This window comes from Chryseobacterium sp. OSA05B (genome assembly GCF_019970065.1).
Lineage (GTDB): Bacteria > Bacteroidota > Bacteroidia > Flavobacteriales > Weeksellaceae > Chryseobacterium.
The window spans coordinates 940,550-966,174 of sequence record NZ_JAHXYH010000002.1; the positions used below are offsets into that span (position 1 = coordinate 940,550).

29 protein-coding genes and 1 riboswitch are annotated in these 25,625 nt (G+C 37.7%); of the genes, 12 read left to right on the forward strand and 17 right to left on the reverse strand.

The features are described from left to right. The first annotated feature begins 105 nt into the window (after nucleotides 1-105). Nucleotides 106-249, forward strand: a complete 144-nt coding sequence (locus LC419_RS11630) for a hypothetical protein (protein ID WP_223607489.1) — start codon at nucleotides 106-108, stop codon at nucleotides 247-249. A 760-nt stretch (nucleotides 250-1,009) separates the two neighbouring features. Continuing rightward, nucleotides 1,010-1,189 carry a hypothetical protein gene (locus LC419_RS11635; RefSeq protein WP_047448256.1) on the forward strand — a complete coding sequence of 60 codons (180 nt, stop codon included), beginning with the start codon at nucleotides 1,010-1,012 and terminating at the stop codon, nucleotides 1,187-1,189. A 305-nt stretch (nucleotides 1,190-1,494) separates the two neighbouring features. Here the strand turns inward: LC419_RS11635 and LC419_RS11640 are convergent, their stop codons facing one another. Further along, the gene (locus tag LC419_RS11640) at nucleotides 1,495-2,430 is read right to left on the reverse strand and encodes a YeiH family protein (RefSeq protein ID WP_223607490.1); all 936 of its coding nucleotides are present in this window, start codon (nucleotides 2,428-2,430) and stop codon (nucleotides 1,495-1,497) included. A 239-nt stretch (nucleotides 2,431-2,669) separates the two neighbouring features. On the opposite strand from LC419_RS11640, the gene LC419_RS11645 reads away from it, so the two are divergent. Then, nucleotides 2,670-2,819 (forward strand): hypothetical protein, encoded by a 150-nt coding sequence (locus tag LC419_RS11645; RefSeq protein ID WP_223607491.1) that lies wholly within the window; start codon nucleotides 2,670-2,672, stop codon nucleotides 2,817-2,819. 21 nt (nucleotides 2,820-2,840) lie between these two features. Here the strand turns inward: LC419_RS11645 and LC419_RS11650 are convergent, their stop codons facing one another. The 4 genes from LC419_RS11650 to LC419_RS11665 all read right to left on the reverse strand — a co-directional run bounded on the left by LC419_RS11650 (nucleotide 2,841) and on the right by LC419_RS11665 (nucleotide 6,774). Further along, entirely contained in the window at nucleotides 2,841-3,719 is an 879-nt protein-coding gene (locus LC419_RS11650; RefSeq protein ID WP_223607492.1) for a LysR substrate-binding domain-containing protein, read from the reverse strand. 273 nt (nucleotides 3,720-3,992) lie between these two features. Next, entirely contained in the window at nucleotides 3,993-5,297 is a 1,305-nt protein-coding gene (locus LC419_RS11655; protein WP_223607493.1) for a voltage-gated chloride channel family protein, read from the reverse strand. A gap of 31 nt (nucleotides 5,298-5,328) precedes the next feature. Then, a riboswitch (Fluoride riboswitch) is annotated at nucleotides 5,329-5,396 on the reverse strand. A gap of 35 nt (nucleotides 5,397-5,431) precedes the next feature. Next, a complete protein-coding gene (locus LC419_RS11660) occupies nucleotides 5,432-6,268 on the reverse strand; it encodes a GLPGLI family protein (RefSeq protein WP_223607494.1) in 837 nt (278 codons plus the stop codon). 38 nt (nucleotides 6,269-6,306) lie between these two features. Next, entirely contained in the window at nucleotides 6,307-6,774 is a 468-nt protein-coding gene (locus LC419_RS11665) for an acyl-CoA thioesterase (RefSeq protein ID WP_223607495.1), read from the reverse strand. A 122-nt stretch (nucleotides 6,775-6,896) separates the two neighbouring features. Here LC419_RS11665 and LC419_RS11670 point away from each other — a divergent pair, with 122 nt between their 5' ends. The 3 genes from LC419_RS11670 to LC419_RS11680 all read left to right on the forward strand — a co-directional run bounded on the left by LC419_RS11670 (nucleotide 6,897) and on the right by LC419_RS11680 (nucleotide 7,862). After that, complete coding sequence (locus LC419_RS11670; RefSeq protein WP_223607496.1) at nucleotides 6,897-7,253, forward strand: arsenate reductase family protein; 357 nt, start codon at nucleotides 6,897-6,899, stop codon at nucleotides 7,251-7,253. 125 nt (nucleotides 7,254-7,378) lie between these two features. Beyond that, on the forward strand, nucleotides 7,379-7,591 hold the full coding sequence (locus LC419_RS11675) for a hypothetical protein (RefSeq protein WP_223607497.1): 213 nt from the start codon (nucleotides 7,379-7,381) through the stop codon (nucleotides 7,589-7,591). Nucleotides 7,592-7,673: 82 nt separating this feature from the next. After that, the gene (locus LC419_RS11680; RefSeq protein ID WP_223607498.1) at nucleotides 7,674-7,862 is read left to right on the forward strand and encodes a hypothetical protein; all 189 of its coding nucleotides are present in this window, start codon (nucleotides 7,674-7,676) and stop codon (nucleotides 7,860-7,862) included. Nucleotides 7,863-7,922: 60 nt separating this feature from the next. On the opposite strand, the gene gcvT is transcribed toward LC419_RS11680, so the two are convergent. From gcvT to LC419_RS11700, 4 genes are all read right to left on the reverse strand, one after another. Continuing rightward, a complete protein-coding gene (gene gcvT, locus LC419_RS11685) occupies nucleotides 7,923-8,999 on the reverse strand; it encodes a glycine cleavage system aminomethyltransferase GcvT (RefSeq protein ID WP_223607499.1) in 1,077 nt (358 codons plus the stop codon). Between the two features lie 9 nt (nucleotides 9,000-9,008). Then, nucleotides 9,009-9,479: a hypothetical protein gene (locus LC419_RS11690; RefSeq protein WP_223607500.1), complete on the reverse strand. Its 471-nt coding sequence runs from the start codon at nucleotides 9,477-9,479 to the stop codon at nucleotides 9,009-9,011. Between the two features lie 3 nt (nucleotides 9,480-9,482). Then, on the reverse strand, nucleotides 9,483-9,992 hold the full coding sequence (gene idi / locus LC419_RS11695; RefSeq protein ID WP_223607501.1) for an isopentenyl-diphosphate Delta-isomerase: 510 nt from the start codon (nucleotides 9,990-9,992) through the stop codon (nucleotides 9,483-9,485). 126 nt (nucleotides 9,993-10,118) lie between these two features. After that, the gene (locus LC419_RS11700; RefSeq protein ID WP_223607502.1) at nucleotides 10,119-10,730 is read right to left on the reverse strand and encodes a Pr6Pr family membrane protein; all 612 of its coding nucleotides are present in this window, start codon (nucleotides 10,728-10,730) and stop codon (nucleotides 10,119-10,121) included. A 231-nt stretch (nucleotides 10,731-10,961) separates the two neighbouring features. Between LC419_RS11700 and LC419_RS11705 the strand changes: the two genes are divergently transcribed. Together LC419_RS11705 and LC419_RS11710 are read left to right on the forward strand one after the other, a co-directional pair. After that, the gene (locus LC419_RS11705; protein WP_034726304.1) at nucleotides 10,962-11,366 is read left to right on the forward strand and encodes a phosphoheptose isomerase; all 405 of its coding nucleotides are present in this window, start codon (nucleotides 10,962-10,964) and stop codon (nucleotides 11,364-11,366) included. 98 nt (nucleotides 11,367-11,464) lie between these two features. After that, entirely contained in the window at nucleotides 11,465-12,424 is a 960-nt protein-coding gene (locus LC419_RS11710; protein ID WP_223607503.1) for a D-2-hydroxyacid dehydrogenase, read from the forward strand. Nucleotides 12,425-12,476: 52 nt separating this feature from the next. Here the strand turns inward: LC419_RS11710 and mscL are convergent, their stop codons facing one another. Continuing rightward, entirely contained in the window at nucleotides 12,477-12,857 is a 381-nt protein-coding gene (mscL, locus tag LC419_RS11715; protein ID WP_223607504.1) for a large conductance mechanosensitive channel protein MscL, read from the reverse strand. 246 nt (nucleotides 12,858-13,103) lie between these two features. Between mscL and LC419_RS11720 the strand changes: the two genes are divergently transcribed. Further along, complete coding sequence (locus LC419_RS11720; protein ID WP_223607505.1) at nucleotides 13,104-14,621, forward strand: NAD(P)H-hydrate dehydratase; 1,518 nt, start codon at nucleotides 13,104-13,106, stop codon at nucleotides 14,619-14,621. 204 nt (nucleotides 14,622-14,825) lie between these two features. On the opposite strand, the gene lgt is transcribed toward LC419_RS11720, so the two are convergent. Then, nucleotides 14,826-15,674, reverse strand: coding sequence for a prolipoprotein diacylglyceryl transferase (lgt, locus tag LC419_RS11725; RefSeq protein WP_368734495.1), 849 nt, complete (start codon nucleotides 15,672-15,674; stop codon nucleotides 14,826-14,828). Nucleotides 15,675-16,115: 441 nt separating this feature from the next. Next, nucleotides 16,116-16,367, reverse strand: a complete 252-nt coding sequence (gene yidD / locus LC419_RS11730) for a membrane protein insertion efficiency factor YidD (RefSeq protein ID WP_223607506.1) — start codon at nucleotides 16,365-16,367, stop codon at nucleotides 16,116-16,118. Nucleotides 16,368-16,469: 102 nt separating this feature from the next. Between yidD and LC419_RS11735 the strand changes: the two genes are divergently transcribed. Further along, entirely contained in the window at nucleotides 16,470-17,747 is a 1,278-nt protein-coding gene (locus tag LC419_RS11735) for a replication-associated recombination protein A (protein ID WP_223607507.1), read from the forward strand. 55 nt (nucleotides 17,748-17,802) lie between these two features. On the opposite strand, the gene LC419_RS11740 is transcribed toward LC419_RS11735, so the two are convergent. From LC419_RS11740 to LC419_RS11760, 5 genes are all read right to left on the reverse strand, one after another. Continuing rightward, nucleotides 17,803-18,243 carry a hypothetical protein gene (locus LC419_RS11740; RefSeq protein ID WP_223607508.1) on the reverse strand — a complete coding sequence of 147 codons (441 nt, stop codon included), beginning with the start codon at nucleotides 18,241-18,243 and terminating at the stop codon, nucleotides 17,803-17,805. 230 nt (nucleotides 18,244-18,473) lie between these two features. After that, complete coding sequence (locus LC419_RS11745; protein ID WP_223607509.1) at nucleotides 18,474-20,696, reverse strand: DUF2339 domain-containing protein; 2,223 nt, start codon at nucleotides 20,694-20,696, stop codon at nucleotides 18,474-18,476. Between the two features lie 111 nt (nucleotides 20,697-20,807). Next, nucleotides 20,808-21,515 carry a hypothetical protein gene (locus LC419_RS11750; protein WP_223607510.1) on the reverse strand — a complete coding sequence of 236 codons (708 nt, stop codon included), beginning with the start codon at nucleotides 21,513-21,515 and terminating at the stop codon, nucleotides 20,808-20,810. 366 nt (nucleotides 21,516-21,881) lie between these two features. Beyond that, nucleotides 21,882-22,730 (reverse strand): prephenate dehydratase, encoded by an 849-nt coding sequence (gene pheA / locus LC419_RS11755; protein WP_223607511.1) that lies wholly within the window; start codon nucleotides 22,728-22,730, stop codon nucleotides 21,882-21,884. 177 nt (nucleotides 22,731-22,907) lie between these two features. Then, complete coding sequence (locus LC419_RS11760; RefSeq protein ID WP_223607512.1) at nucleotides 22,908-23,318, reverse strand: thioesterase family protein; 411 nt, start codon at nucleotides 23,316-23,318, stop codon at nucleotides 22,908-22,910. 136 nt (nucleotides 23,319-23,454) lie between these two features. Here LC419_RS11760 and dnaA point away from each other — a divergent pair, with 136 nt between their 5' ends. Together dnaA and LC419_RS11770 are read left to right on the forward strand one after the other, a co-directional pair. After that, on the forward strand, nucleotides 23,455-24,909 hold the full coding sequence (gene dnaA / locus LC419_RS11765) for a chromosomal replication initiator protein DnaA (RefSeq protein WP_223607513.1): 1,455 nt from the start codon (nucleotides 23,455-23,457) through the stop codon (nucleotides 24,907-24,909). A 126-nt stretch (nucleotides 24,910-25,035) separates the two neighbouring features. After that, nucleotides 25,036-25,485 (forward strand): low molecular weight protein-tyrosine-phosphatase, encoded by a 450-nt coding sequence (locus tag LC419_RS11770; RefSeq protein WP_223607514.1) that lies wholly within the window; start codon nucleotides 25,036-25,038, stop codon nucleotides 25,483-25,485. Nucleotides 25,486-25,625: the final 140 nt, after the last annotated feature.

The following is a 25,625-nucleotide window of genomic DNA, read 5'->3' on the forward strand; positions in this document are numbered from 1 at the left end:
TTTGATTTATTGAATTAATCAATGTGAATTTTGTTTATTTAGATTTGTATTTGTTTAGTTTTGAGATGTACAAAATAAATATCTAATCTTATAAAAAAAATTATTATGAAAAATGCAAAAAAACTTCAAAAAGAAGATTTGAAAAACATTAAAGGAGGAGGTAAAGCTCCGGATTTATCTAAATGTTTTTGTATTTGTGGTACGCTGCATGGTCCTGCATATTGTGACGCATATGTTATATGCAATTAGCGGATATTTTTTTAAAAGGAGTATTAGTTATTAGAAACTTTTTAATCAAAGACCTTTCGATCATCGAGAGGTCTTTATTTTTAATAAAACTTAAAAAGCAGGTATGCTTGTAATTGTCAACAAATAAATTTATGTAGCTTCTTCATTAAATGAGCGAATTAACATTTTGTTGTGCTTTAAATAATTATTATTTACTTATTTTTGAAATAAATCAGATTTAATTCTATTGTTTAATTAAAACCAAAACATCATGTCACAGGAAATTTTAAAAAAAGCAAAAAAGTTAAAAAAGGATGATCTTAAAAACATCGTAGGAGGTGTGCAAGAAGCAACCACTCCGGATCTTTCAAAATGTGGTTGCAGCTGTACGGGAGCAGTAACAGGTCCGTCATATTGTGTAAAGTATAAAAAATGTTTGCAGGTAATAACCTGTTAATAAAAAGAATCAGTAAAACCTTTCGAGTAATTGAAAGGTTTTTTTTTATTAAAGTTTAAGAGTCCTGGAAACATTTCACAACATCTTTCAAAAAATTAGGTTGTCTACCGGGCGGTTGGTAATACAGCTGTTTAAAATAGCCGGATAATATAACTGTTTAAGAAATATTAGAGATCAATATTTCGTTTATAATGTAATAAATACAATGGTATCAGGGAATTATTGAAAATTTATTTAAATTATGTTGCGAATAATTAATATTTGTTTAACTTTGGAGGGTAACAAAACTATATTGTTTAACCCCAAACCAAATCACGTAACACTATGAAAAATGCTAAGAAATTAAGAAAAGCAGACCTGAAGAACATTATCGGAGGAATCAGCGGAAAACCTGATTTATCACTTTGCGGATGCAGTTGTTCTGGTTCTGTAACCGGACCTTGGTATTGCGTACAGCACATCGCTTGTACACAAGGATACAACTGTGGTGAGTCTGCTATTTAAGACATCAGTTCAGTAAGAAAACTAAACATTTCCACATTTAATACGCAAAAGCCTTTTGGGACCTTCCAAAAGGTTTTTGTCATTTAAAAACTAGGGTAGAAATGGCTTAAAAACAAATTTATTTTGTACAATAATGTTTCATATCGGCCTTCCAGCCTTGAATTTTTGGTTCATTTTATTTCAAAACAAAGAATTAGAAAAGTTTTCATCAATTAGGTTATTTAAAAATTTGTACGGTAAGTAATAGACATAAACATCTGTGAAAATCTGTGGTTTAAAAAAAACACAAAAGAGAACTAAAAAAATCAGTTGATAATATAAAGCAAACTCCCCACACTTATCGTAATCCATAAAATAACAGCCACAGCCAGCGGCTTAATTCCTATCGTTTTTAAAGTCCGGATCGAAAGAGTAGAACCTATAAAGAATAAAGTAAGATTCAGACCCGATTTTGCCACGGCAGTGACAGAACTGCTCAGACCATCAAAAACCGGAAAATAAGTGTTTAAAAGAATAGCTAAAATAAACCATCCTATAAACCACGGGATTTTAATTTTCGATTCTTTGTTTTTAAAAATAAACATCGTGATCACAGAAACCGGAATAATCCATAAAGCACGGGCCAGTTTCACTGTTGTGGCTATTTTTAAAGCCTCATTTCCATATTTGCCGGCTGCACCCACTACAGAACTGGTGTCATGAATGCCCACTGCACACCACAGTCCGAACTGTTCCTGAGAAAGGTGCAGTATATGCCCGATAGCCGGATAAATAAACAGTGCGACAGAATTCAATGTGAAAATAATAGCAAGGCCTAAGGAAATTTCCTTCGTACCCGGCTTGATTATAGGAGAAACAGCTGCAATAGCACTTCCGCCGCAGATCGCAGTTCCGGCAGAAATCAGATAAGAAAGCTTTTTCTCAAGCTTAAATACCTTTCCTAAAATATATCCCAGAACCATTACCGTAAAAATACTGACAACCGTTAAAAAAAATCCTGTCTTTCCAGCCTGGAGCGCTTCATTCAGTTTGAGCCCAAAACCCAATCCTACAATAGAGATCTGAAGCAGCAGATGAATATATTTGTGCAAATGCTTTTCAAACGGATTACCAATGAGAACTGCCAGACCAAAACCTACAGCCAGAGCTATCGGAGAAGAGACTAACGGGGTAAGGCATACAGCACTGAGTATAATAAAAATAGTTTTTCGGATCATTTCATTTTGGATAAGCTCTTTCATATGATAAGTTTTGAAATCAGACTCCAAAATTCCGAAATATAGTATTACAAAGTAAATCGTATTTTATTATGATGGATAACTTTTGGTTATGAGTTATGGGTTATGAGTTATGAGTTATGAGTTATGAGTTATGAGTTGCGGGTTTCGAGTTGGGAGAGTTTGAAAGTGGGAGGGGTTTGAGTAAATGATTTGGAAGAGGGTTGCCAGTTGCGGGTTGCAGGTTCGTAGTAATTAAGCTAATGGATAATCGTCTCATGCTTGATATCTATCACCTGAAATCTGACGTCTGGTATCTGATGTCCAGATGTCTTGATTCTTGGCTCTTACAAAAAACCATCCTTTCAAACTGCGTCACCAACCCTAATCCCAACCCTAATCCCAATCCCTAATCCCTAATCCCTACTACCTACCTAACTCCTCACAAACTTCAGAAATAGTCTAATCACGTCCGACTGTTCTCCTTTCGGAAGAATAAAGTGGAAATTTCTTTCAATACTGAAATTCCTGATATCTACGATGGTGAGGGTGTTGTTTTTTAATTCATTTAAAATGGTACTGATCGACAGAAATGCCATGCAATCCGAATGTAAGAGATAATTTTTGATGCTTTCGCTGCTTCCCAGCTGCATAACCGTGTGGAGTTCTTCGATGTTGATTCCTTTTTCCTTTAATCGGTTCTGGATAAATTCCTGGGTCCCGGAGCCCTGTTCCCGGAAAATCAGGTTTAAATCGTAAAGGTCTTTTAAATTCAAGGTTTTCTGAGCCAGCGGATGATTGGCCTTTGCGGTAAGCACAATTTCATCAGCTTTAAAGATTTTATAATCAAAAAAAGACGACTGAGATTCCCCTTCGATAATTCCGAGATCTATTTTCCCTTCTTTTAAAAGGTCGGAAATAATTTCGGTATTATGGGCGATCAGTTCGATCTTAATGTCTCTATAATACATATTAAATTTGGCCAGAATTTCCGGCAAAACATATTGTGCAACGCTGGTGCTGGCTCCGATAATCAGTTTTCCTTTGTGTTTTTCATTCACCTGACTGATCTCAAATTCCAGATCACGGTAAAGATTCCGGATCTTTTCTGCGTATTCATACAAAATTCTTCCACTTTGGGTAAGGTGTACAGAAGTTCCTTTTCGGTCAAACAGTTTTGTACCCAATTGACTTTCAATTTCTTTAATGTGTTTGGTCACAGCAGGTTGGGAAATATAAAGTTCCTCCGCAGCTTTTGTGAAGCTCAGTCTTGAGGCAGCGGTATGGAAAACTTTTAATCTATAGTCAAACATGGGTGGGAGCTTGTGATAACAAATTTAGTGAAATTATACGGGTTGGGGAGTTTGAGAGTGGGAGGGTTTGAGGGTTGGAAATTGCCAGGGTTGGAGAGTTTGAGTTGTATGGAGTTTTAGGAAGAAAAAAGCAAGAGTAAAGAATTAAGATTCTAGATGTCAGACATCAGATATCAGACAATGATTCATTAAATTAATTACTGTGAACCAGCAACTTGCAGCCAATCAACAACCGTAACTCTCATACTCTAAAACCCTCCAACTCCAACTCTCCTACAAATCCGAAAAAGACCTGCCTCCATCACTGTCATACCTCCGGTTTTTAGCTTCACCGATCTTTTGTTTTGAATAAATACTGTTGTGGCCGGAAAGTAAATAGGAAACGATACATGCGATAGCGATATAAACGCCGGATTCTGCTCCGAACAGCTCAATTCCCATCAGCATACAAGCCAGTGGAGTATTGGTAGCTCCGGCAAATACAGCCACAAAACCCATTCCTGCCAGCAAGCCAAACGGCAACGGAATAAACAGAGATAATGCGCTGCCGAGCGTGGCTCCGATGAAAAATAATGGAGTGACTTCGCCGCCTTTAAACCCTGCAGAAAGGGTAACGATCGTAAAGATCATTTTTAAAGCAAAATCGCAGAACGGAAGCTGTTGTTTAAAAGATTCCAGAATGACGGGAATTCCCAGTCCGATGTATCTTGTGGTTCCCATCGCAAAAACTGCCAGAGCAACAATAATCCCACCAACGATGGGGCGAAACGGAGGATATTTAATCTTAGATTTAAAAACAGAACCTGTCCAGTGAATCATTCTGCTGAATCCTGCTGCACAGATTCCAAAGGCAATTCCGGCGACAACACTGTATAAAATGGGCAGAAATTCAAGTTTCGGAATAAGATCTATATGATAATGGGTATGTTTGACATTCCAGAAATTAGTAGTCAAATCTGCGAGAATAGCCGAAGCAAAAGCCGGGAAAATAGCGTTATACCGTATTCTTCCGATCAGGAAAACTTCGAGTGCAAAAACAGCTCCGGCCAATGGTGTTCCGAAAACAGATCCGAAGCCTGCAGCGATTGCGGCAATAAGGAGAATTTTTCTTTCATTTTTGTCAAGTTTAAAGGGCCTGCTGAGCTGGTCTGCAATAGCTCCTGCCATCTGGAGGGCTGTTCCCTCACGACCGGCCGAACCTCCGAAAAAATGGGTAACAATCGTTCCTAAATAAACAAATGGAGCCATTTTAAAAGGAATAATCTCTTTCGGATCATGAATATTGTCGATGAGCAGATTGTTTCCCGCCTCTACGTCTTTTCCGTAATAGTGGTATAGAAGTCCAATGAGAAAACCGGCAACAGGAAGCAAGGCAATGAGCCAGATATGACTTTCTCTGAATTGGGTAGCCCACTCCAGGGACTGTAAAAATCCTGCAGAAGCCGTTCCGGCTAAACCACCAATAATCATACTGATGCACAGCCACTTTAAAATATAGGGCAGGGCAGGGTATTTTCTGAAAAATAATTGGGTATGAAAAACTGCTTTTCTATGAAGGGGCCGTTGTTTTTTTGACATAATAATCCTGATCAGTTATTGGTTAATAATCTCTTAATCAGGCGTCATCAGCTTCTGTAAAGCGGTTGGGTAAGGAAGAGCACCATTTCCTTTTGTGATGCAAATATAGAAATAAGAATTTATTTTCAAAATACTTATTTTTTGTAATGAACAGCTTTGTCTGCTTCTATGGGGTTGTTGTATTTTCTGATTACCTCCTGCATATTTTTAGTTTGGGTATTCAGTTCATCTACTGTGTGAATTTCTTTTCCGTTGATATTAATCTTTAGGTTATTATTCGATTTGTTGAAATTGTTTCTTTCAAATGCAAAAGGATCATTATAAAAATCCATTATAAGTTTGTTCTTCTGCTTTTCATTAATCGGTACCGCTTTATTTCCGAAATTGGATTCTACAAAATTGTCCGTAGAATAAATATCAGGGAGTTTCTGGCTTTTAACCAGATGATAGATGAAATTTTTCGTGGAATCGGAAAGTTCAAAAATCAGCCCAGGAAGTCCCCGGAATTTGTAGGGCCCTTCATTAAAAGGAATATCCTTGCAAAACCAGGCTGTCCATGTCCTGCCACCAAAATGGGTGGATGCTTTTTGAAGGGTATAATTTTCTACTTTCTTTGTTTCATCCGAAATAACCCAGCTGATCTTGTCTGTTGTTTTAAAAGAATAATATCCTTCCTTAATTGCAATATAATTTTCGTTGTCAAAAGTATTGATCTTTCTTTTCACCACCTGTCCGGACATATCGGTATGGCTATTGTTGGTGCCGAATTTTGTATTAATGGAGTCTGTTACGGCTAAATTCTGACCATAAAATTTTACCTCTTTGGGACTTATATCCAGAAGCATATTCAGTTTTTCATAACCGGTTTCCGTAGAATCCATTTTATATTGTAACTCATAAATGAATCTATGGGTCTGAGATTGAACGAATGCCAAACAAAAAAGAGCAGATAGTGCAAAAATACTTTTCATACAGCGATTATTTATGGGAAAAGGTGGTGTAATCAAGTCTATAAGAACGGTTTCATTTCATCCTCAATCTGCGTTCTGAGATCCATCAGGCGTTTCGCATAGCGTTCCTGCTGTTTTTCTTCCTCAGTTTCAGGGACCCATGCAGGGACCGGAAGTTTTTTGCCGTTTTCATCTACCGCAACAAAAACAATGATACAGTGGGTCTTTTTATCGAAAGTAGGCTGTTTCAGATTTCTTGAAAAAACATTGATCGAAATATGCATGCTCGATTTTCCGGTATAAATCACCTGGGCATCCACTCTTACTACTTCCCCGATTTTGATGGGTTCATAGAAGCGTATCCCGCCTACATAAACGGTTACGGAATAATTTCCGCTCCATGTCGTGGCACATGCATAACCTGCCTGATCGATCCATTTCATGACGCTTCCTCCATGTACATTTCCTCCATAATTCACGTCTGAAGGCTCCGAAATAAACTGAAAAGTGATGGGCTTGTTCTGCATCTTTATAAAATTTTAATAAAGTTATTTAATAATTTCCAGAATTTTAGATTAAATCCTACTTTTGAAAGGCGAAACTTCAATGATGAAGGAAATTTAACGAATAACAGATTTAAAAAATAACAATGAAGAAAGTATTCTATCTTAATACATGCGATACCTGCAGAAAAATTTTGGCACAATTTGACCTTACAGATTGGGAACTCCGTGAGATCAAAAAAGAACCCATTACCAAAGAAGAGCTGACAGCGATGTATAAAAAAACAAAATCATACGAAGCCTTGTTCAGCAAGAAATCTACCCAGATCAAATTAAGAGGGCTGGATGCAAAATCTCTTGAAGAAAAAGACTTCAAAGATCTGCTTCTTGATCATTATACCTTTTTAAAACGTCCGGTTTTTATAACGGATAGTGAAATATTTGTAGGAAATGATAAAAAGAATGTGGAGGCTTTAAGAGAATTCTTTGGAGTGAGTGAATGAGGTATCTGATTTCCATACTGATATTTACTTCATTCATTCTCTATGGACAAACGGTTTATAGAACACCTTCGGGTACAAAATATCATTTATCATCATGCAGAATGGTCAAAAATGTTTCTTCAGGTATGGAGGTAAGTAAAGCTGTGGAAACAGGACTTCAACCCTGTAAAATTTGTAATCCTCCCAAAGCATCGGTGTATGGCATAAGTTCCACTTCTAAAAAAGTAAATGGGACCAATAAGGGAAACCAGTGTCTGGGAAGAACTAAAGCAGGAACGAGATGTAAGCACTATACACGAATAGGAAATGATTATTGTTTTCAGCATGTGCCTAAATAGTAGTTTTATCATTATTTTGTGATTTATTTTTAATGGATTCATTATTAAATACTTATCTTTAATATCATCAAAAAATAAAATCATGAAAACAAGCTTTTTAAAAACAAAGAATCTTAAAAGATCAGCATTAAAAGAGATTAACGGAGGCGTAAGACCACCAATTGTTAACTGCTTTACTCTTTGCGGGCCGGGTGGCGGTGTTATTTCCAATACTCCGGGAGTTGGCGATGCCTGCAGTCCGGACAGAAAAGTTTGCTGTATCTGCTATTAATCACAAAAAAATAGGCTGTAATTTATTTTACAGCCTATTCTTTTTATATTTTTTGAACAATTATACGAAAGGAGCTTTCACTACTTTTGCAGGAATGTTCTTGTTTCTTACCTGAATAAAGATTTCAGAACCCAGTTTGAAATGAGGTTTGTTTACATAAGCAAGACCTAAACCGATCTTTTTCATTGGAGACTGTGTCCCTGAAGTTACTTTTCCGATTACATTTCCTTCTGCATCCACTACAGGATAATCATGTCTTGGAACCCCTTTGTCCTGAAGTTCAAAGCCTACAAGCTTTCTCGTAACGCCTTCTTCTTTCTGTTTTGCAAAGGTCTCTTTAGAAACAAAATCTTTATCGAATTTAGTAATCCATCCCAATCCTGCTTCAATAGGAGAAGTTGTATCATCAATATCATTTCCGTAAAGACAGAACCCTTTTTCCAATCTTAAAGTATCTCTTGCAGCAAGACCGGCAGGAACGATTCCTTCAGCTTCACCTGCATTGATGATGGCATCCCAAAGCTCAACAGCATTTTCGTTGTTGAAATAGATCTCAAATCCACCGCTTCCAGTATATCCTGTGTTCGAAATGATCACGTTATTTACACCTGCAACGCTTCCTACGGCAAAATGGTAGTAAGGGATTTCAGAAAGATTGGTCTCCGTAAGCTTCTGAAGGATTTCCGTAGCTCTGGGTCCCTGAACGGCTAATAAAGACATATCATCAGAAGCATTGGTCATCTGAGCACCGAATGTGTTATATTTTGAGATATGATTCCAGTCTTTTTCAATATTTGACGCGTTTACCACTACAAAATATTTGTCGTCTTCCATTTTGTAAACAATAAGGTCGTCCACGATTCCTCCGTTTTCGTTAGGAAGGCAAGAGTATTGAGCTTTTCCGTTTTCAAGAGCATCTACATTATTGGTCGTCACAAACTGTAAAAGATCTTTAGATCCCGGTCCTTCAATAAAAAACTGTCCCATGTGCGAAACATCGAACAATCCTGCTTTTTCTCTTACGGCAAAATGTTCTTCCGTTACACCAGAATACTGTACTGGCATTTCAAAACCTGCAAAAGGTACGATTTTAGCGCCCAAAGAAACGTGTTTATCGTATAAGGCTGTTTTCTTCATATTTAATTTTTATTTCTTTATTTTAAAGCTGTTGAAAGTTTCGTTGAATAGGCTCATATAATTTCCGTTCCAGAACTTCTGGCCGCAGTTGATGGAAACAAGATACAGATCTTTGTCCTTCTGAAAAGCCCTGGTGATCCAGAACAGTTTTTCTTTTTCATCAAAATATTCGTAAAAATATTCTGTATATCCTTTTCTGCCTTTGTTTTCCTTTATTTTACTTTCCGGCTCTTCAGATTTATAAAGTGCCAGGATAAACTTTTTCATATCTGCTTTGGGAAGTTCAAGGCCGTGATATTCCGAAATGGTAATCGCTCCAATCTCATTGGATGGGAAAATATTCACAATATCGCTGTCATTGGTAGATCGCCAGCCCTCCGGAACATTGATGGAGTAGCCGGGACTGTCATAGACTTTTGCTTTCTGGGCAAAAAATAAGCTTGCCGATAAAAAAGCGGATACGAGCAGTATTTTTTTCATCAATTAAAAATGGTGTTTATATTCTTCAAGGATAATTTTAAACCACTCTGTAAAATTGCCGGGATTTTCAGCGATTTCTTTATCCAGATCTTCGGTGGAAATGAATCTTACTTCTTCCACTTCTTCCGGATTTAAATTGAAATCTGCCTCATGGTTTCCTACAAATACGTGGTCGAGTTCGTGTTCCCAAAGACCACCTCCTACATCTGCTTTGTAGATAAAATTAAACTTTTCCGAAAGCTCAGCTTCAATTCCAAGTTCCTCTTTTATTCTACGCTGGGCTCCTTCAAGATAAGTTTCACCTTCTCTCGGATGAGAACATACTGCATTGGTCCATTGATTGGGAGAATGGTATTTTCCGGACGCTCTTTTCTGAAGAAGCATCTCTCCTTTGCTGTTGAACAAAAAGACGGAAAAAGCACGGTGCAGAAGACCGTTGATGTGAGCCTGCTGCTTTTCCATAAGACCCAGAACTTCATCTTCAGGATTTACTAAAACTACAAATTCTTCCATTTCTACAAATGTAAGCCTTATAAATGTATTTTGAAAATTTTTGGAGAAACATCATAGGACTGAAACGAATGTAGAGGTCATGAAAATGAAATAAGCTGAGTTTTGGCTAGATTAATAACTCATCATTTAAAACTCATCACTCTTTAATGATTTACCGATACGGATCAGAATAGCAGACAGCGTCGCAAAAAATAGAACAATCCAGAAAGCATTGATTAAAACCTTCAGGATCCCAAACTGAGAAACATCAATGAAAGGATAAGGATAAAACCCGGAAAACGGGCCCTGAATCAAAATGTATATAAAATAGAGCAGAGGATAGACTGCCCATTTTGGAATCATACGGTAATTCAAGGCGTTCTTATTTTCATAACAGCACCAGTAAACCAACACGAGAACAGGGATGATGGTATGAAGTGTTTCATCTGCGATTCGTTGCATACCCTCAGGATTCCAGGTCTGTCTCAGGAGAATCTGATAGATTAATCCTACCATAAGAATATATACCGTAACTGCAGATAAAATACCTGAATTTTCAGGTTTGGAGGGGGTGTTTCTTAAGGCCTGATAAGTAAAATAAACGGTCACCAGCAAATTGGTAAGAATCGTAAAATAGCTGAAAAATCTGGCAGTAGTTTCCCAAAACGAAAGCTTACTGGTCTCAAGCATTAAATAATATTGAACCGTGAGGGCAAACCAACCCGTAAAACAGAAGAGAAGGGATAAGAATCTTTTCATAAAAAAATGTGTTTTAAAGGTATGTAAAGATAATAGGTGGAATTTAATTTAGACCAATTGTGGAAATGAAATTATAAATGAGAAAATTTTTAACCATAAACGGTCAAATTGCGAATAAATTATTTATATTATACATTAAATACTAGTTTTAGTAGTAAATTTTTAACTTAAACTAAGTTTAATGCTTCGTTTACTTATAAAAGCCTTAACTTTGCATCTTAATAATTACGGATGGAATTAGAATACAAAGAGCATTTAAGTCCTATTCTTAAGGACGGGGTAAAAAATTATTTAATTGACATAGACGGTACCATTACAGACGATGTTCCGAATGAAGAACCGGAAAGAATGGTTACCTGTGAACCTTACCCTGATGCACTTGAAACAGTAAACAAGTGGTATGACGAAGGACATCAGATCTGTTTCTTCACTTCAAGAACAGAAAATCTGAAGCAGATTACCATCGACTGGCTGGACAAGCACGGCTTCAAATACCACAGCGTACTCTGCGGCAAACCAAGAGGAGGCAACTATCACTGGATAGACAACCATCTGGTAAGAGCTACTCGATACAAAGGCAGATTTACAGACCTTGTAGAAAAGCAGGTAACTATTGAAGTTTTCAAAGAAGATTAAGAAAACATATACGAAGATTTAAAAATTGAATGATCAAAGTGTACGCACTGAAATTCTTTAATTTTTAAATCTTTTCACTTTTAATATCAATTGTATTTATGAAAGTTTTAGCAAATGACGGTCTGGATCAATCTGGAATTGATGCCCTGGCTGAGAAAGGGTTTGAAGTGATCACTGCAAAAGTTCCGCAGGAGTTTTTGGTAGATTACATTAATGAGCATAAGATCCGTACCCTGCTGGTAAGGAGTGCTACACAGGTGAGAAAAGATATTATTGATGGATGCCCGTCGATTGAGATTATCGGACGTGGTGGTGTAGGAATGGATAATATTGATGTGGATTATGCAAGAGAAAAAGGAATTCATGTGATCAATACGCCGTCTGCTTCTTCAGAATCGGTAGCTGAGCTTGTTTTTGCTCACTTATTTTCAGGAGCGAGATTTCTACAGGATTCAAACAGAAAAATGCCTTTAGTAGGGGATACGGAATTTGCCGGTCTTAAAAAAGCATATACTGCCGGTATCGAATTAAGAGGAAAAACCATCGGTATCGTTGGAATGGGAAGAATAGGACAAGAGGTTGCAAGAATTGCTCTTGGGTTAGGAATGAGAGTAGTGGCAGCAGATAGCAATGTAGGAAAAGCAAGCATTAAAGTAAAATTCTACAACAATCAGTTCATCAATGTAGATATTGAAACTGAACCTCTTCAGGATGTACTGAAGCATTCAGACTTCATAACACTGCACGTTCCGGCTCAAAAAGACGGATACATGATCGGGAAAAATGAATTTGATATGATGAAAGACGGTGTTGCGATAGTGAACTGCTCGAGAGGTGGTGTTATCGACGAATCTGCTTTGATTGATGCCTTGGATTCAGGTAAGGTAAAATTTGCAGGATTGGATGTGTTCATCAATGAGCCAACGCCTTCTAAAGCTATATTGAATCATTCAAAGATCTCCCTGACTCCTCACACCGGTGCTTCTACGTTGGAAGCTCAGGACAGAATCGGGCTTTCTCTGGCAGAACAAATTTCAAGTATTTTACAGATTCAGTAATCGCTGAACACGATAAAAATAGGAAGCACCTCAATTTGAGGTGCTTTTGTTTTTATATATTGTTTCTACTTTTAAGAAGATCTCTGATCTCCGTCAGCAATTGTTGGTCTGCAGTAGGTCCAGCAGGAGCAGCCTCCTCTTTCTTAATGATCTTATTGGCTCCTTTAATGATCCAGAACAGAACCAAAGCAATACAAAGGAAACTGATCACTGCAGAAAGGAAATTACCGTACGTAACACCGTTCCATGACAGCTTCGAAATGTTTTCTGCCCCTGCAGCTTTCAATGCCGGATTAAGTAAAAGAGGCGTGATAACGTCTTCTACCAGTGAGGAAACAATTTTTCCGAATGCTCCACCGATGATCACACCGACAGCCAGGTCAAGTACATTACCCTTGAAAGCAAAGGCTTTAAATTCATTAACAAATCCCATAATTTATATTTTTTTTAATTAGTATATACACAAAAATATAATTAAAAAATGTAAAAAACGCTACTTTTCAGAGTTTTTTTATTCCATAAATATTGAATTATTCATGACGTTTATTAAGATTTTAGGTGTGAAATTATTCATTCAATTAAATATTTCATAGAGACTATAATATGAGTGGATTTTTATTAATATGATTGGCTTTGAAATAGAACTTTCGTAATTTGGTTAAAAGTTTGAGACCATCTTATGAAAATCTTTACTGCAGAACAAATACGCCGCTGGGACACATTTACGATTTCTCACGAACCCGTTTCCTCCATACAACTTATGGAAAGAGCTTCAGAAGCTTTGGCGGGCTGGATCTCTGAAAATTGCAAAAACCACAAAAAAATTGCTGTATTCTGCGGTAACGGGAACAATGGCGGTGATGGATTTGCCGTTGCACGAATATTATATATGAAAGGTTTCGATGTAGATGTTTTTGTAAAATATACTAAGGGTAAGTTTTCAGATGATGCTTCGGTCAATGTAAAACGATTGCGGGATCTTTCCGGAATTTCGGTCCGAGAATTTAAAGAGACGGAGCAATATAATTTCGACGCTAAGACTGTTATTATTGATGCCCTGTTCGGAACCGGTTTGTCACGACCTTTGGAAGGTATTTTTAAGGAATTGGTTGAAGTGCTGAATGAGGAAAGCTGTATTAAAATTTCTGTTGATATTCCTTCAGGATTGCCTGCCGATCATATGCCTGAAAATGATACGGCGATCTTTAAAGCAGATTATACATTAAGCTTTCAAAGCTGGAAAAAAAGTTTTCTCCATCCCGAAACGGGAAAATACACAGGAAAAGCGATCATTTTGGATATAGGACTGCATTCAGAATATCTGCAGAAAGAAACTACGGCAGATTTTGTCATTAATGAAAAGCTAGTCGATGATATCTTTAAGCCCAGACAGGATTTTTCGCACAAAGGAACCTACGGAAAAGTGACCATTGCCGGTGGAAGCTATGGTACAATAGGAGCAGCAGTACTGGCTACCCAATCTGCCCTGAAAACAGGAGCCGGTCTTACTTTTACATTAGCACCAAGATGTGGGTATGAAATTTTGCAGATATCCTGTCCTGAAGCGATGTTTACAGAAGGCGGGAATGAATTTATAGAAAATTTTGAGACAGAAAATGAGACAGTTTATGGAATCGGGCCGGGATTGGGAACCCATGAAGAAACAGAGAAAGGGCTGCTAAATTTTCTAAAAGGATACAATAAACCGCTGGTTTTGGATGCCGATGCATTGAATATCATCTCAAAAGACCACAAAAATCTAAAACTAATTCCTGAGAAATCTGTGATTACACCTCACCCCAAGGAATTTGAAAGATTATTCGGAAGTACGGAGAACTCTTTTGAAAGACTGAAGTTGGCTAATGAAAAATCTGCAGAATGGAATATCTATATTGTACTGAAAGACCACCACACACAGGTAGTAAGTCCCGAAGGCAATGTATTCTATAATATCACAGGAAATGCAGGACTTGCCAAAGGCGGTAGCGGAGATATTCTTACCGGAATTCTGACTTCACTTCTAGCGCAGGGGTATTCTCAGGAAGAGGCCTGTATTTTAGGAGTCTGGCTTCACGGAAGAGCGGCTGATTTAGCGGCTCAAAAGTATTCTAAAGAATCTATGCTTCCTACGGATGTCATTAATACGTTTGGAAGTGTCTTTGAAGAGTTGAACAGGAGAAACGGCGTGAAACTTTAGAGCTAGAGCGTTTGAGAGTAAATAGTTTTGCTAGTTGCTAGTAAATAATATACTTAATCTCAGTGTAAACTTTTGTCTCAGCCTTAGTCTGATGTCTGAAATCTGAAATCTGATGTCTGATGTCTAGCATCTTGACTCGTATCCTAACAGAAAAAGGGCAAATTAACCGGATGTCAATTTGCCCTTTCATTTTTGTATTTCTTATTATTCAGGTTTTTCGTTTTCTGCTTGAGTGATTTTGAATTTCTTAGAAATAATCATAATAACTACCCCTGCGATCATAAACGGAATGGAAAGTACCTGTCCCGTATTCAGTCCGCCGATCTGGATAAACTCATCGCCCTGAGGTTCTTTAAGGAATTCTACAAAGAATCTGACAGCCCAAAGAATGATAAAGAACAGTCCAAATAGCCATCCCTGCTGATATTTTTTGTTTGTTTTTCTGTATAATATCCATAGCAGTACAAACAATAGGAAATATCCAGCAGCTTCAAGAAGTTGTCCCGGATAGCGGGGAACTGTAGGACCATATTCACTGCTCTGTTGCGGGAACAGTATAGCCAATGGAGAATTAGGATCAACTGCCTTTCCTACGATTTCAGAATTGAAGAAATTACCGATTCTTACAAAGGCACCGCCTAAAGCAACCACAATTCCGATTCTGTCATAAACCCAGAAAGGATTTTTCTTAATGATCTTGAATGAATAATATAAAGTAGTGAAAATCAAGGCTATTGTAGCACCGTGGCTGGCAAGTCCTGAAAATCCTGTGAATTTAAATCCGTTTTTAGTGCTTATCGGTAAAAATACACTCCAGAAATCCTGCTTAAACAATTCCGGCTGATAGAAAATAACATGCCCTAATCTTGCACCAAGAATAGTTCCGATCAGTGTCCATGTGAAAAGAGGCTCCAGATATTTCTGGTTAACATTATCGATTTTGAAGATCCTCAGCATTAAAACATACCCGAAACCAAATGCAAAGACAAACATTAAGCTATAAAAATGCAGTGTAACCGGTCCCAACTGAATACCTTTTGAAGGATCCCAGATTTTGAAAGGCGTTTCCAGCGCTACGGATTCAGATTCTGTGATAGGTTTTGCTGACTTTACGGCATATTTGAAAGCGGTGATATTGTCTTTTGTAGGAGCAGTTTCAATCAGTTTGAAATTTTTATCGAACAACTGATATTTGAATGTCTTGTATTTCGCTAAAGTGATGATGCTTGATTCGAAATAAGCGGGCTCAAAATTGGACTCGTTAAAAATAACCAGAACATTGCTGTCCGTCGTTTTCTCGGGAAAAGCATTAAGATCAATGACTTCTGTGGTGGAATAGATCTTTACCGGAATACCGGCTCCGTTTACTTTCAGAGTTCCGTCCGATAAGCCTCCCGGATATTCCTGGGCCCATGCGAACTGGGTAATTAATGCAAATAAGACGAGATAAATTCTGAAAAATAGGTTACTCATTTCTATTGATTTAATAGTTTATTACTGATTTAAATTTTTCGGTGGAACAGGGTCGTAGCCACTGCCTCCCCATGGGTGACATTTTGAAATTCTTTTAATGCCCATCCACAATCCTTTGAAAATACCATGCACCTGAAGCGCTTCCACCATATAGTGAGAGCAGGTAGGTTCGTAACGGCAGTTTTTGGGAAGTAAGGGCGAAATAAACCACTGGTAAAATTTTATCAAAATTACCAAAGGAAAACTAATGATTTTATTGAGTGTAAGTTTCAAAACAATGCAAAAATAGGGTAAAAAATTTAAAATTAGTTTAATTTTGTTATAAGTTTCAGGGACACAAAACCTGAATCTGTTCATCAAAAAAAATAAAATATCTTGAGCCAGAATACTCCGTTAGCCGAAAAGTTAAGACCAAAAACCCTGGATGAAGTTCTTGGGCAGGAACACCTTACCGGCGAAAAAGGCACGATCAGAAAGATGATCGAAAACAATGCACTGAATTCACTGATTCTTTGGGGACCTCCCGGAACAGGAAAAACAACGCTGGCCGAAATTATTTCTGAAAAATCAGGGCGGAAGTTTTATAAGCTTTCAGCGGTTTCTTCAGGGGTGAAGGATGTCCGGGATGTTATTGAAGATGCTAAAAAACAGAATTTATTTTCAGGAAAATCTCCTATTTTATTCATAGACGAGATCCACAGGTTCAATAAATCGCAGCAGGATTCGCTTTTGCATGCGGTGGAGAAGGGCTGGATCGTTTTAATCGGGGCAACTACGGAAAATCCAAGCTTTGAAGTGGTGTCTGCTCTCTTATCAAGAAGTCAGGTGTATATTTTGAAAGCACTGAGCTACGAAAAACTTGAGGAATTGATTGACACAGCTTCACAGAGATATAATAAAGACGAGGGAACTCATTTTAAAATTATAGAAAAAGAAGCCTTCATCCAATACTCCGGTGGGGATGCGAGAAAACTGATCAACTCAGTGGAACTGGTTCTTAATCAATACATGAATTCAAATAAGGAAGAGATCACCAATGCAGATGTCCTGGATATTCTGCAGGAAACGATGGCGCTCTATGATAAAAATGGGGAGCAGCATTATGATATTATCTCAGCTTTCATAAAATCTATGCGTGGTGGTGACCCGAACGGTGCTGTGTACTGGTTGGCCAGAATGATTGCAGGAGGCGAAGACATTAAATTTATTGCCCGCAGAATGCTGATTCTTGCCGCTGAAGATATCGGATTGGCCAATCCTAATGCTTTGGTTATTGCGAATAACTGTTTCCAGGCGGTGAATGTGATCGGAAACCCGGAATCAAGGATTATTTTAAGCGAAACAGCAGTATACCTGGCCGTTTCTCCAAAAAGCAATTCAACGTATATGGCGATCAATGATGCACTGGCTCTGGTAAAACAAACCGGTAATCTGCCTGTACCATTACATTTGAGAAACGCACCTACCAAACTGATGAAAGACCTGGACTACGGCAAAGAATATAAATATGCCCATTCTTACGAAGGGAATTTTGTAGATCAGGATTTTCTGCCGGAAGAAATTAAAAACGCAAAGCTTTATCAGCCGGGCAATAATGCTACAGAAAAGAAGATTTATGAAGAGCTCAAGAAAAAATGGATCAACAGATATTAAATGACAAAAGGATACCGCAAGAGTATCCTTTTATTATAATGGAGTTGTTTACAATCTATTTGAGGTTGCTTACTGTTAAGAAAAGGGTTTTCTTACCGTTATAATCTTTAACTTCAGTACCACCCATAATGTCACCGTAGATCTTTACGCTGGTGTCAGGAAATTCGTAGCCTTCGATCATAACAGGGGTGTTTTCAGGAAGTCCGTTTTGTTCGTTCAGTTGAGCAAGAGATATTCTGTCCAGACCTTCAAAACCGCTTTTGATTTTTACTTCTGTAAGTCCTCTTTCGGCAAGGAAACTGTATTTTTTTAAACCTTGAGGAAGTCCTGCAGCACTTTTGTAGGCATTTGAACTTTGAACGATGGCTTTTCTTGCATTGAACATGCCAACCGTACCGACAATATCATTGGCAACTGCAAATTTTACAGCAGGATTCTTCTGTGCAGATAAGGCTACAGATGATAATATTAAAAAAGAGTAGAGTATTTTTTTCATAACCGGAATATGTAACTGTTAAAAACTGGATAAATATAATTAATTTTTACAAAATGTGAATGAAATTTTATGATATTTTAAATATTGCTTAGAAATAAAAACTTTTGTTAAGGATTTTCAATTTTGGAGATATGCTGTTTAAGCCTCTGTTTTAAGACAGAATGATGATGGCTGAAAGAGATGAATAGTAGCCAATTGGCCGACAGCTCAATCATTTTCCTCCTTCCAGCTTAATTCTCGTGTTCCTCCCCCTTCTTATCCACTATATTTTTAATAATATTCTTCAGTCTCTGGAATGTAAAGGAGCTTAATAATAAAATAACACCCAGTATAATAAATGCGGTGATTCTTGAGATATTATCCATCTGCCAGACATCATAGCTGTAGAGTTTCAGAATCATGATTCCGAAAAGGATAAACCCGATTCTGCTGTATTCGGGGATGTTCTTTTTTAAACTTATATAAATGAAAATACTGGCCAGAAGAGTCCATATAATAGGAAGGTACAAAATGTTGAAATGTTCTTTAGCTTTATAAAGAAGGGATATGTCATGCACAGAACTTACAAGGTAGGTGTTGTAAAATCCAAAGCTTACTGCAATGACGATGGTCACTGAAATAGCCCAGTACGATAGATTTGTTTTATAAAAATCCGGAATTGAAGAAGCATTCCATACCATATATATAAAAGGAATCCAGTGAAGAAAATTGATCATATAAAAACTGAAATCAAGTTCTTTGGATACAACTGCCGAAGCAACTTCTGATGCAACAAATGAAGCGTTGAAAGCAATCAGAATAAGGAACATATACATAAGCCCTGTCTGGATAGTACTGTCGATATCCAGTTTTTTTCTTAACAGAATCAATACGAAAATATAATAGATGCTGAACAAAAGCCAGATACTGGTGATAGCCGACCACAGCATATGCGAATTATGATAAACGATTTCCAGCAGCAAGGCAAGATAGATGACCCCGTAACTTACAACAGCGAAAACGTTTTCAAAGAAACGGTCTTCCTGTTTTCTGGTCTCATTGATTTTCTTTAATAAAAACAGATTCAGGATTGTAGTAGCAATCGTCACAAGACTCGTTAAAAATACAGGATTGAAAACAATACTCATCTTGTCTGTGTTGAAATATTCCGACCAAGTCATCAGTTGTGCGATGATGACCAAAGGGAACAGAATATAGAAACATGTTTTGAAAATACCCTGTCCGCTTTTTTTCCAGATATAGAGAAGAAGGGAAGCTTCTACTGCCCAAACGCTTGTGATAAGATGGGTTTTGAACTGAAGCGCAACTGATACCGTGATCAGGCTGATCGTCAATGCTGCAAAAATGGAGTAGCTGAAGCCAAAACTTTTCCTTCCGTATTCTCTTGCCAGAAGGACAGCGTTGACTGCAGCAAAAACAAGCGGAAAGACAATCACCGGTTCATAGCTTAATGTTTTAAATATGTAGATCAGCCCGATAATGCTAGAAAAATTGATAAGGACCAGCATTAATGTATCCCAGGGCGATAGAATGTTTTTTTTGAAATAGTCCTGAAGGGCAAATAGGTAGAAAATAATATAATTGATAATATAAAATACAATACTGAGCAATTGAGCCTGCTCCGAAGTCCAGTAAAAAAGATAAATAGTTGTAAAAGCATAAGCCGTCCATCCCACACTTTTCCAGTGTTTAAGAAAGGAAGCTGCAAGCATACCCAAATTGAGAAGGGTGAGATAAGTGAAAAGGAAAGGGTAGTTGCTCTGTCCGGTACTGATCATCAGCGGAGCGGTAAATCCTCCCAGTAAAGCAATAATAATTAATACCTCACTTTTATAATAATAGGCAAGAACGATCGAAATAAGGGTGATCAGAGTGGTAATAAAGAACGCTTTATTCTGAGTAAACAGATGGTATTCCCGGAAAGCGATGGTGGTTGTAAAATACAAAACGGCAATACCACCTCCCGTGATAATAGAAGCAAATACTGCATAATTCTTCCGTAGAAAATGCCCAACGAGCATAATTCCTGCTCCGGCAGCCAGACCAAGCCCTGCCCTCGGGGCTTCTCCGATCCAGTTTTTATCTATAGCATATTTGACAAAATAACCGATACCAAGAACGAGTGTGAAAATTCCAACAATGGTCAGAATGTTTTGCTTTAAAAAGTCAAAAAAAGGTTCCAGCCTGTCTTTTTGAGGCTGAGGTGGTAAGGGTGTTTCTGTGATGATTTCCTCGTGCGCTGTGTGTTGTTCCTGCACATGAAGGGCTGCTGTTTCTATGACAGACGGATGCTCCTGTTCTTTCTGTTGCTGAACAAGAATATTTTGATGAGGCTGATTAATTTTAGAATTCAGATCACCTACTTCCTTCTCCAGTCTTCTGATCTTATTGTTAAGATGACTGAAGATAAAGATGACCGCTATAATTAATATCGTCAGGAGAATTTCACTCATTCTTTAGTTTTTATCAAATATAAAGTAAATGTTTGTAACCCTATAAAAAATTAATCCATCACGTATTCTGTGATGGATTAACTGTGCAGAGCGATTAAATTATGTTCTTAATTAATTTGAAACTTTATAAATGTAGAAAGATCCTACACTGGCCCCTAATAATCCAACATCAAGAGCAGAAGATCCTGTAAGTCCGAATGAGATTTTGTCTCCCGCCTGGAAAGTATACATGGAGTTGATAGAGCTTTCAGAGATGGTTAAACTTAAAACCAAAGGAACCGTAAGACCACTGAATGAACGGCTGTCAAGAAGAGTTCCTACTCCTGCTCTGTTTCTGAATATACCTATTCCCGGAGTATTGGTAAGAATAGCGGCCTGAAGACCTGAACCGTAACGGAACGAGAATGCCACATTATAGATTCCATCCGACGGAATCGTATACGTATTATCCGTATCTGAGAATAATGCAGCAGATCCTACCGATCTTTCAGCAGCCAGAAAGTTAACGGCCCTGAATCCTGCAGGGAAAAGGCCTAAACTCAGAAGATTGATTCCTGTAGTTTTTTTGGCGGCATAAACACTGGTATTCACCGTAGAATTGTAAAGCAACTGGGGATCTACCTTAGCGATCTGTGCACTTCCGGTATTCAATGCAAGAATTTCATAACCTGGAAGAGCCGGGGTTAAAGGAATGTCACGAACCTTCATGGTTCCGTTTACATCTAACGTAGCACTTGGTGCACTAGTATTGATCCCAACTTGTGAGAATACGGGAACGATGGATAAAGCTAAGAATAAGCTGTAAATTTTGGTTTTCATGAGTAAGTTTTTTAATTAGTTTTCAAATTTTATAATGCAAAAATCATGCCTGCGTTATGATTTATTTACTTATAATTTGATAAAGATAAGAATAATTTAATTAAATCTCTATTTATTGATGTTTAATATTTCGTAATATGGTTATGAATCTTTATTTTAAAATTTCAAAAGCAATGTAAAAGTAAATAATTTATTTAATATATCACATGTTAATGATTTAATTCATATTTAAAATGTTTCTATATTGTCGCTTTTTGTGACAGATTGTGCTGCAATTGTGTCACTAGTTTGGGTATTGGCAGGGGGTTTAACGGAAAAACACTGCTGTGGAGCAGTGTTGATTAAGTAAGTCGATGTTTTTATTTTTTAGCTTTCAAGAAGGAATTCCTTGTAGTTTCCCAGGAAATCCACCTCTGCGTTGATTGATTGAAGTTCGAGCAGTGCGTTTCCATGCAGAATATCTTCCCATTTCCCCTGTACATTGATAAAGAAGAAGTAATTCCCGAGTCCGGTTTTCAGGGTTCTGGATTCAATCTTGCTGAGGTTCATTTTTCTCCATGCGAAAACCGAGAGAACCTGATGTAGACCGCCGGGGTGATCTTCCGGAAGATTGATCAGCATTCCGGATTTTTCTCCCAAAACTTCAAGATCCGGGTTGTTGTATTCCGTTTGTTTTTTGGAAATAACAATAAAGCGGGTATGGTTTTGCTCAAAATCCTGAATATTTCTGTGGACAATATTCAACCCATACAAATTGGCGGCAAACTGATTAGCGACTGCAGCTATTTTTAAATCCTTATTCTCAGAAACAAATTTTGCAGCGGCAGCTGTAGATGAAAAGTCCTGTCTGGTGACTTCCCTGAACCGGCTGTCCAGGAAGTGAAAGCTTTGCGCCAGGGCTTGAGGATGTGAATAAATTTTTTCTACCTCTTCCATATTATTTTCCGGATGAATCATCAGGTGGTGAGCAATGGGCATTACGCCTTCCGCTTCAATTTTGATAGAAGGGGTTTTATAGAGATAATCCAGCGTCATGGAAACGGTTCCTTCAATGGAGTTTTCCAGGGGGACCACAGCTTTATCGGCTTCTCCTTTTTCAACGGCATTAAAACAGTCTAAAATATTAGCCTGCGGAAGAAGTTCTTCACCGGGGAAAAGCTGCGTGGTCGCAAGCTGTGTGAAACTTGCATGAGGGCCCAAAAATGCGATCTTCATATGTAGTATATATAAATGTAGATAATAGTATTATTTAATTTGGAAGTGCAAAGATGCAAATTAGTTTAAAAACAACCATCTTTAATGGGTGGATTCCTTGCTCTTACCCGCAACTTTTCACCTGCAATCTCCAATTTATAGCCTGCAACCTGCTACCTAAAGTCTGCCACCTAAAACCTATTCCTTCCAGTGCTTTTCAATCAGCTTCATCAGAAAATCCGGACACCTGATGACCTTATTCGTTTTCGCGTCTAAAAAGAAGAGGGTAGTGGAGGCTTCTGTGATTTTCACCTGCTCCTCATTGAAAATTTCATACTCAAATTCGATTCTTACTCCCGGTATTTTTTTAATATAAGTGTGAATTTCTAATTTTTGATCATACAGCGCCGGGCGGAGATATTTAATTTTATAGTCCGAAACGGGGAGCCAAATTCCTTGGTTTTCAATTTCATCGTATGCCATTCCTATGTTTCTGAACAGTTCAACTCTGCCAATCTCGAAGTACTGTGCATAGTTCCCGTAGTATACATATTTCATGGGGTCTGTTTCTCCGTAACGTACTCGTATTGAGTGTGTTGTGTGTATCATTTTTGGTCGTTATTTATGCATACAAATATATTTTTAAATAATCAATACCTGCAATATTTTTTTTTGAAAAGAAAAAATTGGACCTTTGTCTTCCTTCTACAAAAAGTACTAACAACGAACTAATCGGGGCATAAATATGGATGAAAATTTAATGATGATATGGCAGAAGTGCCTTCAGTTCATGCGGGATAATTTGAACGCAGCTGAAGACAATTCTGATCTAAAGAAGCTTGAAAAATCCTTCGACATGCTATTCGATAAGGTACAGCCACTTTCGTTGGTTGCCAATAACCTTACGCTTATAGTGCCGAGCGATTTTTACAAGGAATATATTGAGGATAATTACCTATCCCTGCTTTCTGCTGCCCTGAAGAAAAATCTTGGAAAAGGAGTTAAATTGTGGTACTCTGTCATGGAAAACAGGCCTGCCGGAGAGGAAAAGCCAATGACTATGAATATGAAGGGGAAAAGCGTTCCCACACCAAAAATGCAGGAAACGATGCCACAAGGATTCTCTGCCAATATTGTTAATCCTTTTGTAGTTCCGGGAATAAGAAAAGTAAATATAGATTCGAACCTGAAGTCTGACTATTCTTTCGATAATTATATAGAGGGAGAAAGTAATAAATTTGCTGCTACCGTAGCCAGATCTATTGCTAAAAGACCGGGAGCAACCGCTTTCAACCCATTATTCCTTCACGGAGGATACGGAGTTGGAAAGACCCACTTGGGACAGGCTGTAGGCCTTGAGGTAAAAAGCCAGTTTCCTGATAAAGTAGTTCTTTATCTGTCTTCTGAGAAATTCATCCAGCAGTTTATTTCTGCTGCGAAAGCCCATAAGCAGACTGAGTTTGCAAACTTCTACCAGATGGTGGATGTTTTGATCATTGATGATATTCAGTTCCTGTCCGGTAAATCTGCGACACAGGACAGTTTCTTCCACATATTTGATCATTTACACCAGAATGGAAAGCAGATCATCCTTACCTCTGATAAGGCGCCTGCTGACATTATGGATATTCAGGAAAGAATTGTTTCCCGTTTCAAATGGGGACTTTCTGCCGAAATCAAATCTCCGGATCTTTCTACAAGAAGACAGATCATCGTAGATAAATTAAGCAGAGACGGAATCGTTCTTCCAGGAGATATGCTTGATTTCCTTGCTGCAGAAGCTAAGACGAATGTAAGAGAGCTTATCGGAGTCATCAACTCTGTGATCGCTTATTCTACGGTGTATAAAACAGATTTAAGTCTTGAATTGCTGAAAGATACCATCAATAAGATCGCAGCCAACCAGAAAAAAGTTATCAACATTCCTTACATTCAGGAGGTGGTGTGCGACTATTTTGGAATTAAAAAAGAACAGCTTCTTTCCAAGACCAGAAAGAGAGAAATCGCTCTTCCAAGACAATTGGCGATGTATTTCTCAAAAGAGCTGACAAATGCTACCTTTACAAAGATCGGTGAAGAAATGGGCGGAAAGGACCACTCTACGGTGATGTACGCTTGCGATACCATCAAAGATGTATCAAAAATCGATAAAGAGGTGAAAAAGTACGTTAAAGATCTGGCTGAAAGAATCAAAAAATAGAAAATAATTTAATCTGAATAAATTGAAATGGAGAATAGTTTTATTCTTCATTTTTTATTTAGTTTTGCTTCTGCTGAACTGTGGCGAAATCTTTAAATTCTTTAATCTTTCAAATAAAAAAAATATATGAAAATACTGATGGTCTGTCTCGGAAATATCTGCAGAAGTCCTTTAGCAGAGGGAATTATGAAGGCAAAAGTCCCCGAGAACTTTTTTGTAGACTCAGCAGGAACAATCTCCATGCATGAAGGAAAACATCCCGACAAAAGAGCGATAAAGACTGCGGCCCATCATAATATTGATATATCCACCCAGAAATCCAGACCGATTACCAAAGCAGATTTTGATACTTTTGATAAGATCTACTGCATGGACATTGATGTATACGAAGATGTGATCTCAAAGACCAGGAATGAAGAGCAGCGTCAGAAAGTTTCCTTATTCCTTGAAGCTGCAGGCGATCATAAAAATGCTGAAGTTCCGGATCCGTATTGGGGAGATATGAAAGATTTTGAAGAGGTTTTTCAGCTGTTGGACAGGGGCTGTGAAGTTATTAAGAAACAAATCCTGGCTTAAATGGATCTGCTTTGGCCAGCGGTATTTTTACACGGAAAAAGAAATTCTTACCTTTGTTAAAATAAACAATGAATGGAAAATTTCAGCCGTAACATTTTCCATTGAACTCGCTCATTATTTCAAACAACCTTCTTTACAAG